The following is a 16,964-nucleotide window of genomic DNA, read 5'->3' as shown; positions in this document are numbered from 1 at the left end:
TGGTTTCTTTGTTTTTTAAGGAGAGAGATCAATGACGTTTGAAGAATATAAGGGTAAAACAATATTTGTAACGGGGGCTGCTTCAGGAATTGGACAGGCTCAAGCTATTGCATTTTTAGAAAATGGGGCGAGTGTATTCGGTTTTGATTTAGATGAACAAGGGTTAGTAAATCTACATCACCAATATCCTGAACAATTTGCCTATAGAGTAGGTAGTGTATGCAATAAGGACGATGTAGAGCAAGCATTTGAAGCTACGATTTCAATATTTAAGCAGGTAGATATTTTATTAAATACCGCAGGCGTTTTAGATGGCTTTGCAAAAACACTCGATACAGATGAAGCGCTATGGGATAAAATTATGAATACCAATGTAAAAGGTACTTTTTTTGTGACCAATACGATATTACCCCATATGGTAAAAAGAAAATCAGGCGTAATCGTTAATATGGCATCTATTGCAGGGCTTGTTGCAGGCGGTGGTGGGGCGGCGTATACAGCGTCAAAACATGCGATTGTAGGCTATACGAAGCAGTTGGACTTAGATTATTGTCGTGAAGGAATTCGTGCCAATGCCATTGCACCTGGAGCCATTCAAACACCGATGAACAAGGCAGATTTTGAAGGTGATGGAGAAATCGCAAAATGGGTCGCCAATGAAACGCCTGCTGGACGCTGGGCTCAACCAAGTGAAGTGGCGAGTTTAACACTTTATTTGGCTAGTCAATCAGCTGATTATATACATGGTACAATCATACCGATTGATGGCGGATGGCTTACTAAATAATATTGTTCAATAATAAATTTTTTTGCTATAATACGCAAGTAAGCAAAATTTAGCTTGCACTGCGGCACTTCAGATAGGGTGAAAAGCTCTCTTCCTTTGGCCGTAGTTATTACTAAAATAGCGGATGGGCTATTTTACAAAGGAGAATAAAATTGAATACATCTATTGTAAAAGATTCAAGCCGTACTTCTGTAAACGAACTTACAAAGACGGCACTTGTTGCAGCTTTATATGTGGCTGTAACTGTTTTATTGTCAGTCATTAGTTTTGGGGCTGTACAACTACGTTTGTCGGAGATGTTCAATTATCTGGCATTGTACAACAAGCGCTATGTGTTAGCCGTGACTCTAGGAGTAGTACTCGCAAATTTCATGTCACCAACGTGGATATTAGATGTACCCATTGGTGGAATTGCGACATTTCTCGTTTTAATTCTTTGTCGAAGAGTAACGAAAAATATAACAAATGTTATTGTAAAAATGGTTATAACTGCATTGATTTTTGCAATATCAATGTTCACCGTTGCAGGACAATTAACAATTCTCTATGATCTTCCATTTTGGGCGACATGGTTTACAGTAGGAGTTGGAGAATTGCTGTCTATGACTGTTGGCGGTATAACTATTTATTTATTAAATAAAAAAATTGATTTGACAAAATAAATTAAAGTAAAAAAGCAAGTCGCCATTAAAAGGATGACTTGCTTTTTTGATTGTATATTATTTATTGAGGCCCCATAATTCTGCTGAAAATTGGTTTGCAATAAGTCGGCAAAAAGGGGGGCAGTGCCTGAACATTAGAAGCCTCACTCAATAAATCCGCTTCCGCTTTATTCTACTGTTACAGATAATTCCTTCACAAGGAGGGAGGAGGAACCATATCCATCTGGCAGGAAGAAAAACTCGGAGCTAATTTCTTCGATATTATTTAAGAACTCAAAGAAGTTCCCGGCTATTGTCATTTGCTTCACTGGTGATGCAATTTTGCCATCTTGAATATGGAAACCTTTTGCCGCGACTGAGAAATCACCAGAAACTGTATTCGTACCGGAGTGTAGGCCAGATAATTCAGTAATAAGTACTCCTTCAGAGACTGAGGCAATTAACTCCTCCTGCGATCGCTTACCTGGTGAAATATATAAATTTTGAGGTGCGATTGATAAAGTGCCTTTGTATGAGTTTTTATGTGCATGCCCACTTGTTTCGCAGCCTTCCTTTTTTGCCGTTTTTCTATTGTGTAATAGTGTTTGCAGTGTTCCATCTAAAATTATCGCCTGCTCCTTTGTTGCAACACCTTCACCGTCAAAGCTTGCTCCAGACAAAGCTTCAGGATGGAATGGGGCATTCAATAATGTAAAAGTATCTGACGCCACTTTTTGTCCGACTTTCCCTTTTAATAAAGATTGATCCTTTTGTGCATTCTCAGCTGACAGTACAGGCATAAAAGTACTTAGTAAAGAAGCTGTCGCATCAGAGCGTAGGATGATTGGATATTTTCCAGATGGAATCGACTTTTCACCTAGATTCGCAAGTGCTTCCTCGGCCGCTGCTTTTGCAATTTCATCAGCATTGAGAGAATGAAAATCGCGTGTCATTTTCAAATAACTACCCGTTTTTAGTTCCTCACCTTCTTTGACTACTGTGGAAAGGAAGATGACTAAGCCGTTCTCCTTATGTGATAAGGAAAGGTTTTTACTATTCGCTAATGAACGTTCAGTACTATATTCTTGAAGTATACAATAATCAAGCGTTACAATGCGCGTATCGTACGCACGAATTTTTTGTTCAATTAAACGAAGTAGCTCTATTTTTTCAGGAATCCCAATAGTCTCTAATTCTTCATTGTAAAATTCATATGGCGTGTAATCATTACTGCCTTCAAAAATATCTATGCCCTCATCTTCATCTAGAATGTCTGCATTTTCTTTTGCGCTGTTGATTAAAAAGGAAATAGAATCATTGTCTAATTTCTCTGTATAGGCGTAACCCATTTTTCCGTTGTGCAGCCCACGTAGACTTAGCCCTCCATCCTCAGACGTTTCATAGCTATCAATCTGCCCTTCGTAAAGCATGCACTGAAAAGAGTTTTTTCGTTCATAATAAACTTCTGCCTCTTTAAAACCCGCCTCTATCGCCTTATTTAATAGTTTTTCTTGATATTCAACAATGTTCATGAATTATTCCCCCTTTGTTCCTCCAACTGTCATTTCACTAACACGAATCATCGGCTGGCCAACATTGACGGGAAGACTACCACTAATTGATCCGCACATGCCAGCTCCGTGCGCAAGATTATTACCAACCCGATCAACTAGCTGCAATGTTTTTGCTCCGTTTCCTATAAGTGTTGCACCACGTACTGGACGATCAATTTTTCCATCCTTAACAATATAAGCTTCCATTACCGCGAAGTTGTAGTCACCAGTCGATGGATTTACTTGCCCACCACCCATATATTTCGCATAAATACCATATTCGGTAGATGTAATAATTTCTTCAGGTGTAGATGTGCCTGGAGCGATATATGTGTTCGTCATACGAGATGTTGGATTGAAACGATAGGATTGGCGACGTGAAGATCCAGTTGGTTCAGCATTCATACGGCGTGCATTAAATTTATCAATCATGTAACCTTTTAAAATACCATTTTCAATTAAGATGTTTTTTCTCGTTTTTTCCCCTTCATCATCAATATTAAGGGAACCCCATTCGTTTGGAAGTGTGCCATCATCAATATATGTAACAATATCAGGGGCAACTTTTTCACCAATCCGATTTGCAAAAACGGAATTGTTTTTCGCGACAGCAGTTGCTTCAAGACCATGACCACATGCCTCGTGAAAGATAACACCACCAAATTCATTATCAATGATGACTGGGAATTTACCGCTTGGACATTCATCGGCATGAAGCATAGTAACTGCAATACGTGCAGCTTCACCAGCATAGTGCTCGAGATTTAGATTTTCGATAAATTCAAAGCCTGCATGTGCACCAGGACCGTAGAAGCCCGTTTGCATTTCTTTACCCTCGGAGGCAGTTGCCTGGATGGCAAGTCGACTATGAATACGCGTATCTTCTACAAATTTTCCTTCAGAGTTGGCAATTAAAACATGTTGCTCTTCGTCAAGATACCGAACTTTAACTTGACTGATACGTTCATCATAATTTCTAGCAATGTCATTAGCCTGCCGCATGATCGTTGCTTTTCTAGTATGCTCCACATTGTTTGGTAGAATAATAATGTTATGAATTGGCGTAATAATTTCTTTTTTTAGAGGTTGAATCGTTCCAGTAGTACCTCCTTTAATGGCAAGTGCTGCTCGTTTTGCTGCTGCTAGTAAGCCTTCCTCCGAAAAGTCATTTGTGTACGTATAGATGCTTTGAAGGCCAGAAAAAATGCGTATGCCGATGCCGAAATCACGCCCTGAAATACTTTGTTCAATTTTTCCACTTTGTAATGTTAATTCATTAACAAACTTATCCTCGATGAAAACTTCGGAAAAATCACCACCTGTAGAAAGTGCTGCTTCAAGTACATTTTCAATTACTGATTGTTTGATCATATTTTTCCCTCCTTTTCTTGATTATACCAAATAATTCGAAAATTCTGTATTTGTGAAGTGTATCACATGATTATTTATATTCTATTTGTGACATTTTATGATAGGGAATGTTGTTAGTGGAGAAATATTTCAATGAATATCTACAAGAGAATCAAAAATTAATTATATTTAACATCTTCTTACACCAAACTAGTGGAAAGGCAAAGGAAGGTGATGGAATGAAACAACAGCAATATAATGCAGGGGATATCGTTTATATTTTTTATCGACATCCACATATTCAGGAAGTAGCAAACATACAGGAAGCGGTAGTAGTGAACAATCCGGATAATCTAAAGGAGCTGGCGCTATTTCTATTTGAGTCGTATTATCCGCTAACAAACGATATGTTCATATTTACAAGTGAAATGGATGCTGAGCAAGCTTATCATCAGTATTTTCATTGATGGGAATCCACTTATAGGAACTGATTTTCCTGCAACTGCGTTTTTTTCAAGCGACAGCGGCAATTACGCCAAGGCGAAATTGATTTAATTTGTATAATCCCAATCTTGGTGGTAACGCTAACAGAGATAGTCATGAAGAAGGGGAGAATACATTATGTACTCATTTCAACCAAATTGTTGGTCGGAGCACGAAGAGCTTAAGGTTGTTATGCTTTGCGCGCCTTCAAAACTAAATGTACCAGATTTAACAATCGCTGAAAATGTAGGGTGGAGTGCTACTGTCAATCATGTAAAAGCAATGGAGAATTTCATGGAATTTAAGACAACACTAGAAAATGAGGGTGTCCATGTTATTGATTATTCGAAAGAGCTAACAAATGATGAGAATACAGTAAGTGAGCAGCTTATTAATAGGTACTTTGTGCGCGATCTTGCCTGTGTTATAGGAAATAGTATTTTCCTTGGAGAGGCGTGTAGTTCGCTAAGACGTCCAGAGTATCCACATGCTCACTCATTATTAGAAAAGTGGTTTCCAGAAAAATTAAATAAGCAACCTTCTACTGCTTTAGAATGTGGAGATGTGCTGATCTTAAATAAGGATGCCGTGCTTATTAATATTGGAATGAGAACAACATTAGAGGCTGTGGAAAGTATCAAAGATCGTATTTTCCAAGAAGGATTTTCGGAAATTGCGATCATTGATTTGCCAAGACGCTCCGATACACTTCATTTAGATATGAACTGTAATGTTACGAACGCTAATCTGCTAATAGCTAAAAACTTTATGCGTTATTTTCCTGTACATGTGTTTACAGTTCAAACAAGTCGTTTTGAAATGACTGAGCAATTTTTAAATCACCATGGCTTTGACGTTTACTGGCTTGAAAAATATAATACAATCCCTGATATCAATTTTATTAATCTTAATCCCGAAACATTGTTGATTAGTAAGCAAGCAACGGAGCAGCAATGGACGAAGCATCCACAAATGCAAAAGAAAAATTTGATAGAAATTGAAGTCTCGGAGCTTGAAAAGGGCGGTGGTGGCATTCGTTGCATGACATTGCCATTGTTAAGAAAGTAGCAAAAGGCAGGAGGGTTGATCAAAATGACATCTAAAACAAGTAAAGGGAGGTTGTCTTGGTGGCAGCTTTCGCTTCTCGGTATAGGTTGTACACTAGGAACAGGATTTTTTCTTGGGACAAGTATGGCCATTCATAAGAGTGGTCCTGCTGTTGTGATTCCTTTTTTGTTAGCGGCGATTGCTACATACATTGTCTACGATGCTCTTGTGAAGATGTCAGTTGACAATCCAGATAAAGGATCATTCCGTACTTACGCAAAGCAAGCTTTTGGAAGTTGGGCAGGATTTAGTAATGGCTGGATATACTTGATTTCTGAGATGCTTATTATGGGCAGCCAATTGACGGCGCTTGGTATTTTTACGAAGTTTTGGTTTCCGACGCTGCCATTATGGGTTGCAGCATCTATTTATGCTGCACTTGGATTAGCCGTTATTCTTACGGGTATGAAGGGCTTTGAAAACTTTCAAAATATTTTTGGTGCGTTAAAGGCAGCAGCGGTTGTGATGTTTATTATAGTAGCGGTAGTCTTAATAATAAAAGGATTTAATACGGAATCAACGACACTCGATGCATTGCATGCGAATTATGAAGAATTTTTCTCACAAGGTGTGAAAGGAATTTGGCTGGGATTGCTATATGCCTTTTATGCATTTGGAGGAATTGAAGTTATGGGTTTAATGGTCATTGATTTGAAAAATCCTAAAGAAGCACCGAAAGCTGGGAAGGTTATGATTATTGCTATAACTGTCATTTTTATAATGGCTATTATGCTTGCCTTGGCGCTTGTTTCTTGGAAGGACTTTAATATTGAGGAGAGCCCATTTATAACTGCGCTTAATGGTTATCACATACCTTTTTTTGCAGACATTTTTAATGGGGTTTTAATAATTGCAGGTTTTTCAACAATGGTAGGCTCTTTATATGCGGTTATAACGATCCTTATTACACTGGCCGAGGATCATGATGCCCCAGCTTCCTTGGCTGAAAAGGGGAAAATGAAGATTCCATTTCCTGCATTTCTTTTTTTAGCTAGTGGTTTAATCATAACTATTGTTATAGGCTTCCTTATGCCAGAAAAGATTTTTGAATATTTGGTTACAGCTGCAGGCTTAATGTTAATTTATAACTGGCTCTTTATACTAATGACATATAAGAAGCTAATGAAGTTGTCGAAGTGGGAGCTTGTGAAGACTTGTATCGGAATGTTACTCATTGTTGTGACAGTGTCTGGGACATTGGGGGAAAAAACTAGCAGACTCGGTTTTTTCGTGAGCCTGCTTTTTATCGTCATAATAGGATTTGCGACTTGGATTGTAATGAAAAGGCAAAAACAAGGTAAGCATTAATGTTTTTCTTTGTTCTGTGGAAACAGCAGAGAATGTTGCATGCGTAAAAAAGGACATTTCGATGGACTACTATTATCATCGCTTAAAAAATACTGCTTCCATTCATAACTACCTTCTTGCCCATACCATTTTAAATCAGGATGAGCTGGAATAGCATCGTATTCGGTAATGCGTTGACGAATAAGCTTCTTTAATTTTCGACCAAATACAGTAGAGTCATTAATTTCTTCAAATATCCAGCGTGGCTGAAATGCCATTAATAAAGTAGAAAAATTACGACTCTTGCGCAATTTATGTGCAGGCGTTGCACAAGACACAAAATAAGGCTCACCGTTAAAACAAAATTCCCATTCATGATGCGATGGATCGGTTGGAATTTCCTTTGGCCAATCGATATCATCAAATTTAGTTAAATTGTTTAAAACTGACCAAAATAAATGTCTATAATCCTCAACATCGAAATTATTATGCATATCATTAGGGGTTTTGAAGAAAATGGTATGAGTTGTATATTTTCCGAATGTATGAGAGTACTTATCGTACTCCTTTAAACATTGTGCTAGCGTCTTTATCGATTGCTCTTCTCGTGGATCTCCGATGAAACTATAACGAAGCTCGTTCGACAAAAAACCTTTTCTAGCTGGAATACAGGGAAACGTATTTGCTTCATCTGCAACCATGGCAGCGAAGTCTGTATATGCTGACTGTTGCCATAATGGAAGTGTTTCAAAATGTTCTTCAATCCACTTCTTGTCTAACACTGCTACTTCCACTTATGTCTCCTCCTTCTTACATCCTTAGACTATTAAAGAAAGAGTAAAAATGTGACGATGTAACTGCGTTAACCTTTTTCTAAATGATAGCAGTAAGGAAACCCACTAAATAGTTCCAATTATATTATAGAAAAATTGATTGAATTTATGATTTTTGATGAAAGATCTTATTATCAAGAATGTTTAATGCATTATGAATATCCTCTAAATCTTTCTTAGATGCATGTTGGATAAGTTGTTGAAAGCGGTCTTCTATACAGGCGAATGCTTCCTCCATTATTTTTTCTCCATCTTCTGTAAGGCAAACATAGTGCTTTCTTCGATCTTCGGTATCGCTAATTTTTTCAATAAAACTTCTTTCCTGTAATTTTCGTAATTCACGGCTTGTATTAGGTAATGACATATGCTGACAGTCACTAATTTCGGTAGGTGTGACTGGCTGGCTTACTTTAATATATTCAAGAATTTTATATTGTACGGGTGTAATATTATCGATTTTAACGTTTTGAGTTAATTCATGCGTTACTTGGTGTACTGCTGCTGTAAATGCTACAAACTGATTGAATAATTCTTTTTTGTCCACACTTGTTCACCTCTTAATGACAAGATAACAAAAAACTTATCTTAAAACAATTATCATTTGACAACTAAAAATGAATGGTTTACTATTTTGTTATCAAATGATAAGTAATGGAGGATGCATGATGAATACATTAATTATTTATACATATCCCAATCATAAAAGTTTGAATTATGCTTTTTTACATGAGGTTATTAAGGGCTGTAATGACAATCCGTTCATAAAGGAGATTCAAGTAGTAGATTTATATGAGGAGCAGTTTAATCCGCTTTTAGTATTTGATGAACATAAACGCCGTCGAGATATGTTTCGTGATCCAAAGCTTGAGAAATATCGAGAACAAATTAGGTGGGCTGATAAAATCGTTTTTGTCTATCCGATATGGTGGGGTAGGCCACCAGCAATGCTTTTGGGGTATATTGATCAATTGTTTGCGGCCAATTTTGCCTATAAAGATAAAAAGGGGTTATTTCCTGAGGGGCTTCTAAAAGGAAAATCGGTGGTGTGCATTTCGACAATGAAAGGGCCAACCAAATATCCACTATTATGGCTGAATAATGCGCATAAAATATTAATGAAAAGAGCATTATTTAATTTTGTTGGCATTAAACAAGTGAAGTTTTTTGAATTCGGCAATATGGAAAGTAAGAAGGGGAGACAAAGCAAAAAACTCGAAAAAGTTTATCAATATTTTAGAAAAGTAGCTTACTAGTTCATCTGCCTAATAGAATCGTGCAGCCGAAAGAAAGCATCTCCAATTCGTTTGCACGAGTCTGATTTATCTTCATTCAGCAGATGTTTTTTGTAGCGAAAGTTCTAGTGGTAGTGTTACAAAAAACGTTGTAAATTCAGCAAGCTTGCTTTCAACAGTAATTGTTCCGTTATGCATATCAATGATTTTTTTAACAATGGATAGCCCTAAACCACTTCCGCCATTCTCAGCTGTCCTCGATTGGTCGGCCTTATAAAATCGTTCGAAGACATACTTTTGTTGTTCCGCCGTTAAACCAATACCATTATCATGGATGGCAATAGTGAACGTATCCATTTGCGTCGACATAGATATTGTAATGGTGCCAGCTGCTGGAGTGAATTTAATGCTGTTGCTTAGTAAATTCATCCATACTTGATTCATTAAGTCTTCATCCGCCATTACCGATAGGTTTTCTAATTGCAAAGCCATCTCTATATTTTTAGCTAACCAATTTGGTTCTAGTGCTAGCACTACATTGCGCAATTGCTTATCGAGTCGGTAGTGTTTTGGCTCGAATGGGGGATGTTGTGATTCTAATGCTGTTAGCTTTAGCAAATTGTCACTAATTTTCGATAGTCGATTACTTTCCATCTCAATGATTGTTAAATAATGCTGTCGCTTATCCTCTGGTAGGTCCATGTTTTTTAATGCTTTAGCGAAGCCATTAATAGATGTTAGAGGTGACTGAATTTCATGAGATACGTTCGAGATAAATTCTTGGCGCATTCTTTCTAGTTCGCCTAATTCGACTGCCATATGATTGATGCCATGTATTAGTTGACCGAACTGTTCTTCATCTGCTTTAAGATCTAATTTAACGGTAAAATCACCTTTAGCAATTCGGCTTAATGCATCTACAATCGAATCCCAATAGTTTCGTTGTTTTTTTAGCCCAATTAAAAAGGTGATGATAACAGAGCAAGCAAAGAGAACAAAAACACCAACTACGGTCCATAATTGAAGCCAGAAACCTTGTGGATGTTTGCCTAACCAATCATAAAGCCAGGACGTTATATGGTAAGAAATAAAAGCAAATATGATGTTGATGATAAGTAGAAGCATTAAAGTTATAAAAAGCTTTAAAAAGAATTTTAGTTTTCTCATGAATCAAGTTCCAATCGATAGCCTAGGCCGCGAATTGTACGAATAGCAAATCCACTTGTTTCTTGTGGGAAACGTTGCCGCAGTCTTTTAATGTGAACATCGACTGTACGTTCATCACCTTCGTAGTCGTACCCCCATATTTCTTCGATTAGCTGTTCACGTGAAAAAGTTTTCCCAGTATAACTGGCTAACGCAAATAATAGTTCGAATTCCTTTAATCGAAGTGTTAAAGATTCACCGTTATACAAGACTTCATGTGTATTACGATTTAATTTGACATTGCCAGCTTCCACAAGTTGAGATAGGGAAATATGGTATCTTTTAAGTATTGATTTCACACGGACAATTAACTCTGCTGGCTCAAATGGTTTAACAAGATAATCGTCCGTTCCAAGATGAAAGCCCTTTACCTTTTGTGAGGTTTCACCCTTTGCAGTAAGCATTAAAATTGGTAGATTATCATTAAAGGAACGAATTTCTTCACATAATTCCCAGCCATCCATTTTCGGCATCATGATATCCATAATAATCATATCCACCTTATCTGAATCCAATTTGGACAGTGCATCCACACCGTCCGTTGCCTCTATAACTTCTAACCCTTCATTTTGTAAAAATACCTTTATTAATTCTCGAATATGCGCATCATCATCCACAACTAATAGCTTTGCCATGCTAACAAATCCCTTCGTTATTCCTCTTTAAGACGTAATTGCTGCTTAGCAAACTCTCGATACATATCATGTGTCTCATAAAGTGTATCATGAGTACCACTGCCCGTAATATGCCCTTTCTCTACAAAAAGAATTTGATCTGCATCTACAACTGTTGAAAGGCGGTGTGCAATCACTAGAGTTGTTCTACCTTGCATTAAATTATCTAATGCTTTTTGAACATAAATTTCCGATTTACTATCTAGACTAGATGTTGCTTCATCTAACATTAATATTTGAGGGTCACGTAACAATGCTCTTGCGATGGAGATGCGTTGTCGTTGACCGCCAGAAAGCTTAATACCACGTTCTCCTACTTCCGTGTCAAATTTATCTGATAGTTCGTTGATAAATTGATCGGCATAGGCCATTTTGGCAACTCTTTCAAGCTCTTCATCCTGCACTACTCTATCAATACCATAGCAAATATTTTCACGAATCGTCCCAGAAAGCAGTGCACTCTCCTGAGCAACATAGCCGATTTGACTTCTCCAAGAATGTAGGGAATACGTGTCAATAGGAGTTTCACCGAGTGTAATACTTCCATTAGTAGGCTGATAATATCTTTCTAACAGAGAAAACGTTGTTGTTTTTCCTCCGCCACTAGGTCCTACGATGGCCGTAACTTTACCTGGTTCAATGGTAAAATTAATATTCGATAAGATTAGTTCTTCTCCATAAGCGAAATCAACATTTTTTACATAAATCGGCTGATCCACTTTTTCTAAAGTGTTTCCTTCGAAAATATTTTCCTCTTCATGCTCAAGTAATGCACTAATACGCTCTGTAGCACCCATTGCTTTTTGAAGCTGTGTAAAGAACATCGTTAATTGGGTCATCGGCATGATGATTTGGATTAAATATAAAATAAATGCTACCATGTCGCCAGCTGTAAGCTCTCCAGAAGAAACTCGTACACCACCATAGCCAATAATGGCCACAAGTACTGACATTAAGACAAATGAAATAAGTGGCGAAATAAGCGCGTGAATTTTCGCTTCTTTTAAGCCGAACGTAAAGAGGTTGGTAATACCTTTCTTGCCACGCTTATATTCGATATTCTCAGCATTTGAAGCCTTTACTAAGCGTGTTTCAGGTAATACTTGATTGAGCACCGCCGTAAATTTTGCTGTCTCATCTTGCATTCCTTTTGAAATGACAAACATACGCTTCCCTAATAGCATTAAAATAACCATGGCAAGTGGAACTGCTATTAGCATTACTAAGGTCATTTTCCAATCTAAAATTAATAGAATGATGATTGATCCTATAATAGAAATTACACCCGATAAACAGTTTGCAAGGTGTTCTGTAATCAACTCTTTGACGACAGCTGTGTCATTCGTAACACGACTTAATGTTTCACCTGTATCATTTTCATCATAATATGGAATAGGTAAATGAAGTAGTTTTCTCCAAAGTTGATCACGTAATTTCGCAACAACATGATGTCCAACACGATTTAAATAATAAATGGAAAGCCCACTTGCAATAGCTTGCGCGATAAAAGCAATACCTAACAAAACAATTTGCCAATAATCAAGGGATGCTAAGGAAAAGCCATCCACTAATTTTTTTGTAAATAATGGCACGATAAATCCTACGCCCGTAGTCGTTAAACTCATCATTAATGCAATAATTAAAAGCCATATTGGTGGCTCAGCTTGTTTCACTAGGCGCACAAAGCGTCGCCAATCCGTAAGTTTAGTAGAATCTTTTGAAGTCTCTTGCAATATTTAGAATCCTCCTTATTTTCATCAACAATAATAGTTATCTTTTATGTTTCTTACTATAACACTTCTTTGTGAACTGAATATGAAATGAAAGTGTAGTGGAGAGATTTCATAGGTTGCTTGATTAGGAGAATAGCGTGATGGTAGAAAGGTGCAACAAACGATTCATTAAATAAAAAGACGACCTTCCTTGCTAGAAAGTCGTCTTTTTTATGTGGACATGATTGATGTGCGGTTGCTTCTGATTCCCAATTTTCATTTGAATAAGGATCATAGCCATGACGATGATGATCATGCCAATAATTGCGGCAGTAAAATTTCCTGTGAAATCTCGTATTAGACCAACAAAGAAAGGGCCAAGTGCAGCAAATACGAAGCCAACTGATTGTGTCATAGCAGCCAATAAACTAGCCTCTTTGATATCTTTGGCTTCATCAATTGGTAATGTTAGTCCTAATGAGAATAGACCCCCTGCACCAAGGCCGATCAGAACACTGCTTAGCCAAGGATTTAAAGAAAACAGTAGCATCAATAAACCAATTAATTCTAATGATGAACAGCCTACTAACCATACAGCTCTATGCTGAAAACGACTATTTAAAATGGGCACTAAAAACGTTGCAGGCATTTGGGCAACCGTTAACAGTGTCAACATCATTCCAGCCTCTTGTTTACTATAGCCCATGTCCTCCGCTATAGGTGGCAACCAAGCCATAATTGTATAAAACATGAAAGCCATTAAACCAAAGAAACCAGTTAATAGCCAAGCTTTTTGATTTGTTAGGAGTTGCTTTAAATTATCTTCAGCACTAGAAGTGTCTGAGGTAGTCGTATCGACTGGATGTTTTACAATTGGTTTCCACCAAAAGAAAACAGCGATGACAGTAAGAATAGCCCATGATGCAGTAGATGCTTGCCATGTATGAAAAAGGGTGCTTAAAGGTATGGAAAGTCCTGAGCCAAGTGAAGCTCCTATAACTAATGCTAACGAATAAATACCAACAACACGAGAAGGATTCGTGAAATTTTGTTTAATAAAGCCTGATAGTAAAGGCCCTGCAATAGCGATACCAATGCCTGCAAGAAAGGCTGTTAGCAGCATTAACCATGTAGAGTAGGCAAAAAATCTTGCAGCTGTTGCCATTCCAATAAGAATAAGGGAGTATGCAATGGTCCGCTCAATGCTAAAGCGATTGGCAAGTTTTATTGCAAATGGCGCAAATAGGCCCATACATAGTACTGCTAATGATGTTAATAAACTTGCAGTAGCAGCACTCATTTGTAATGAATCTCGAATGGTTCCTAACAAAGGTGAAACGGAAGTTATCACGGGTCGTAGATTAAAAGAAGCTAAAATAATAGCGATAATTGGAATAATCGTACGTTTTACATTCATTCTCTTTCAACTCCTTCTATAGCTAATAATAATCACAATTGAAGTCTATAATATTGCAGATAATTGAACAATACTATTATTACTATTACAATGATAGGTATTAACTATGATAGGTCGTGATATATTGGAAATTCGTCATCTTCATTATTTTATGGCTGTTTGTGAGGAGTTACACTTTACAAAAGCTGCTGAAAAACTAGGTATTTCCCAGCCTACGCTAAGTCAGCAAATTCGAGTACTTGAGGATGAGGTTGGTATGCCACTGTTTGATCGGATTGGCAAAAAAATTATACTTACCGAGGCAGGCTCGTTACTGTTAAGGTATGGAACAGAAATATTAGATACATTACAAAACGTCAAAGATTCCATTAAAGATTTAAAGGAAATGAAAAGTGGAGAGATTATAATAGGAATTATGCCATCAGATTTAGATTATCGAATTACACAGCTTGTCATCGATTTTCACCAAAAATTCCCTAATGTTAAACTAAAGATTTTGTCGTCCGTCGAAATTGTGCGACAAGTTCTTGAAAATGAAGTCGATCTGGGCATTGCTATAAACGTTCTTCCGAATGACCGACTTGTTACGATTCCCTTATGTCAGGAGGAATACGTACTAATTGTTTCGAAGGAGCATCCAATGGCAAATCGAGAAAGGATAAGCATAGTAGAATTAAAAGATTTGCCAGTGGTTATATATCCAGAAGGCTTTGTAGGGAGGGAAATTGTGGAGGAGACTGTAAAAAAACATGGTTTTCAATTAAATTCTGTTCTTGAGACAAATTCAGTTACGTCGATTATTAATCTTGTTAGAGCGAATATAGGTGCCACAATACAGCCCAATCAATTAATCCAACAGATGAATGATCCATCCTTAAAGATCATACATATACAGGACTACGCACCAAGTCGCAGTTTGTCAATTGTTTATCGAGTGGATCGTTATGTAAGTCAAGCAACAAAAGCGTTAATTGAACAAATTAAAGAATATTTCCATAGCTAGTCCGAAAAAGGGACTAGCTTTTTGTTGTCTAATACCCAATGATCTTCAAATACTGAATGCTCTGTTTGTGGGGGATTGCTTTGTTTAGAGAAGCAACTTGTGAATCTATGATAAGCGAGTGGAATGCAGATATAACGGCACCAAGTACAGAAAAATGAAGAATAAATAAAAAAAGAGGTTCCTTTTTTTGGATATGTACCATATAATGAATATAAACCGACAGTCGGTCTATATAATGGAGGTTCATATTACAATGCCATCGTTAATGTTTTTAGTAATCTCCTTGTCCTTGCAATTCGAAAAGAAGATCATAGTTTCTTTACCTTCACTCTTGAATGACATTTATAAGGAATTCAACATCCATTGACTAAAAGGCAGGTGGCTATCGAATGGACTCACAGATAAAAAGAAAAGGCTTTTCAAAAGATTTTAACCTGATGGTGGTTGGGCAAATTATTTCTATTTTAGGATCTGCTCTCTTAAGATTCGCTCTTTCACTATATGTACTTGATATTACAGGGCGTGCAGATCTTTTTGCAGCACTATTTGCGATATCGAGCATTCCAATTTTACTATCACCGCTTGGAGGGGCAATTGCTGATAGGTTTAATAGACGTAATTTAATGGTGATTTTCGATTGTATAAGTAGCATAATTGTTTTTATTTTCTTTGCAATACTAGCAATTGGAAATGGTTCCATTTTGCTTATTGGTGCTGTGATGGTACTGCTTTCGTTAGTTAGTGCTATGTATGCACCTACAGTAATGGCTAGTATTCCAGTACTTGTAGAAGAGGAAAAGCTTGAGCAAGCCAATGGAATTGTTAATGGTATTCAAGCATTGTCTAATGTAGCTGCTCCTGTATTAGGAGGAATACTTTACGGTATGATTGGCTTAAAAGTGCTTGTCGTGGTGAGTGGAGTGTTCTTTTTCCTTTCTGCCATATTAGAGATGTTTATTCATATACCATTTATGCAACGAGAGCAGAGCGAACATATTATTCCGACGCTTGTCAATGATTTGAAAGAGGGCTTTAGCTATGTAGTGAAGCAATCTTTTATCTTCAAATGTATGATTTTAGCGGCATTATTAAATTTATTATTAACACCGCTGTTTGTTGTAGGGGTTCCGATTATTCTCCGTGTTACAATGCAAAGTAGTGATACTTTGTATGGAGTAGGGATGGGGTTAATTGATTTTGCTACAATTTTAGGAGCTCTATCTATGGGGTACTTTGCGAAAAAAATGGGTATCAATAATTTGTACTTTTGGGTGTTTATCACCGCTTTATTGATTATTCCAATGGCTCTAGCGGTTACGCCTCTCGTGCTTAATATCGGCTATTATCCATCGTATACTTTATTTGTAGGTAGTGCACTGATCATAGCTATGATTCTTACCGTTATTTCAATATATGTTATTACGCTTGTACAAAAAGAAACACCTAATGAAAACTTAGGGAAAGTCATGGCTATTATCATTGCCGTTTCACAATGTATGGCACCAATTGGGCAAATATTGTATGGCTTATTATTTGAAGCATTTAGTGTTAAAGTCTACGTTCCTATCTTAATGATTAGTGTTGTCATGGTATTGATGGCAATAGTGACAAAAAGGATTCTACGATATGAAAAGAGCAAGGCAGCAAAATGATTCACTTTAATGATAGGAAATTAAATG

The 16,964-nt window shown here is 37.1% G+C and carries 16 protein-coding genes; 8 read left to right on the top strand and 8 right to left on the bottom strand.

Features of this window, described 5'->3' with window-relative positions; genetic code table 11:
* Positions 1-31 precede the first annotated feature (31 nt).
* On the top strand, positions 32-787 hold the full coding sequence (locus tag ACQKMV_RS08825) for a 3-oxoacyl-ACP reductase (protein WP_427503456.1): 756 nt from the start codon (positions 32-34) through the stop codon (positions 785-787).
* A 152-nt stretch (positions 788-939) separates the two neighbouring features.
* Positions 940-1,449 carry a QueT transporter family protein gene (locus ACQKMV_RS08820; RefSeq protein WP_427503455.1) on the top strand — a complete coding sequence of 170 codons (510 nt, stop codon included), beginning with the start codon at positions 940-942 and terminating at the stop codon, positions 1,447-1,449.
* Positions 1,450-1,616: 167 nt separating this feature from the next.
* On the opposite strand, the gene ACQKMV_RS08815 is transcribed toward ACQKMV_RS08820, so the two are convergent.
* The gene (locus ACQKMV_RS08815; protein WP_427503454.1) at positions 1,617-2,960 is read right to left on the bottom strand and encodes a TldD/PmbA family protein; all 1,344 of its coding nucleotides are present in this window, start codon (positions 2,958-2,960) and stop codon (positions 1,617-1,619) included.
* Positions 2,961-2,963: 3 nt separating this feature from the next.
* Positions 2,964-4,352 (bottom strand): TldD/PmbA family protein, encoded by a 1,389-nt coding sequence (locus ACQKMV_RS08810; protein WP_427503453.1) that lies wholly within the window; start codon positions 4,350-4,352, stop codon positions 2,964-2,966.
* Positions 4,353-4,570: 218 nt separating this feature from the next.
* On the opposite strand from ACQKMV_RS08810, the gene ACQKMV_RS08805 reads away from it, so the two are divergent.
* From ACQKMV_RS08805 to ACQKMV_RS08795, 3 genes are all read left to right on the top strand, one after another.
* Positions 4,571-4,798, top strand: coding sequence for a transcriptional regulator SplA domain-containing protein (locus ACQKMV_RS08805; RefSeq protein ID WP_427503694.1), 228 nt, complete (start codon positions 4,571-4,573; stop codon positions 4,796-4,798).
* Positions 4,799-4,952: 154 nt separating this feature from the next.
* Positions 4,953-5,882: an arginine deiminase family protein gene (locus ACQKMV_RS08800; protein ID WP_427503451.1), complete on the top strand. Its 930-nt coding sequence runs from the start codon at positions 4,953-4,955 to the stop codon at positions 5,880-5,882.
* A gap of 24 nt (positions 5,883-5,906) precedes the next feature.
* Entirely contained in the window at positions 5,907-7,229 is a 1,323-nt protein-coding gene (locus tag ACQKMV_RS08795) for an amino acid permease (protein WP_427503450.1), read from the top strand.
* Here the strand turns inward: ACQKMV_RS08795 and ACQKMV_RS08790 are convergent.
* Positions 7,226-8,002 (bottom strand): YqcI/YcgG family protein, encoded by a 777-nt coding sequence (locus ACQKMV_RS08790; RefSeq protein ID WP_427503449.1) that lies wholly within the window; start codon positions 8,000-8,002, stop codon positions 7,226-7,228. The genes ACQKMV_RS08795 and ACQKMV_RS08790 overlap by 4 nt on opposite strands.
* Positions 8,003-8,147: 145 nt before the next feature.
* On the bottom strand, positions 8,148-8,585 hold the full coding sequence (locus ACQKMV_RS08785; RefSeq protein WP_427503447.1) for a MarR family winged helix-turn-helix transcriptional regulator: 438 nt from the start codon (positions 8,583-8,585) through the stop codon (positions 8,148-8,150).
* A gap of 121 nt (positions 8,586-8,706) precedes the next feature.
* Here ACQKMV_RS08785 and ACQKMV_RS08780 point away from each other — a divergent pair, with 121 nt between their 5' ends.
* Positions 8,707-9,294, top strand: a complete 588-nt coding sequence (locus tag ACQKMV_RS08780; RefSeq protein ID WP_427503445.1) for an NAD(P)H-dependent oxidoreductase — start codon at positions 8,707-8,709, stop codon at positions 9,292-9,294.
* 72 nt (positions 9,295-9,366) lie between these two features.
* Here the strand turns inward: ACQKMV_RS08780 and ACQKMV_RS08775 are convergent, their stop codons facing one another.
* From ACQKMV_RS08775 to ACQKMV_RS08760, 4 genes are all read right to left on the bottom strand, one after another.
* Positions 9,367-10,440, bottom strand: a complete 1,074-nt coding sequence (locus ACQKMV_RS08775) for a HAMP domain-containing sensor histidine kinase (RefSeq protein ID WP_427503444.1) — start codon at positions 10,438-10,440, stop codon at positions 9,367-9,369.
* Positions 10,437-11,114 carry a response regulator transcription factor gene (locus tag ACQKMV_RS08770; RefSeq protein WP_427503443.1) on the bottom strand — a complete coding sequence of 226 codons (678 nt, stop codon included), beginning with the start codon at positions 11,112-11,114 and terminating at the stop codon, positions 10,437-10,439. The genes ACQKMV_RS08775 and ACQKMV_RS08770 overlap by 4 nt, the downstream gene beginning before the upstream one ends.
* A gap of 17 nt (positions 11,115-11,131) precedes the next feature.
* Positions 11,132-12,886, bottom strand: coding sequence for an ABC transporter ATP-binding protein (locus ACQKMV_RS08765; protein ID WP_427503442.1), 1,755 nt, complete (start codon positions 12,884-12,886; stop codon positions 11,132-11,134).
* A gap of 193 nt (positions 12,887-13,079) precedes the next feature.
* Positions 13,080-14,282, bottom strand: a complete 1,203-nt coding sequence (locus ACQKMV_RS08760) for a CynX/NimT family MFS transporter (RefSeq protein WP_427503440.1) — start codon at positions 14,280-14,282, stop codon at positions 13,080-13,082.
* 106 nt (positions 14,283-14,388) lie between these two features.
* Here ACQKMV_RS08760 and ACQKMV_RS08755 point away from each other — a divergent pair, with 106 nt between their 5' ends.
* The gene (locus tag ACQKMV_RS08755; protein WP_427503439.1) at positions 14,389-15,285 is read left to right on the top strand and encodes a LysR family transcriptional regulator; all 897 of its coding nucleotides are present in this window, start codon (positions 14,389-14,391) and stop codon (positions 15,283-15,285) included.
* 389 nt (positions 15,286-15,674) lie between these two features.
* Positions 15,675-16,937, top strand: coding sequence for an MFS transporter (locus tag ACQKMV_RS08750; RefSeq protein ID WP_427503438.1), 1,263 nt, complete (start codon positions 15,675-15,677; stop codon positions 16,935-16,937).
* Positions 16,938-16,964: the final 27 nt, after the last annotated feature.

Origin of the sequence: Lysinibacillus sp. NPDC094403 (assembly GCF_050278745.1) — a bacterium.
Classification (GTDB): Bacteria; Bacillota; Bacilli; order Bacillales_A; family Planococcaceae; genus Lysinibacillus.
This window is presented reverse-complemented; position numbering and strand designations above follow the sequence as displayed.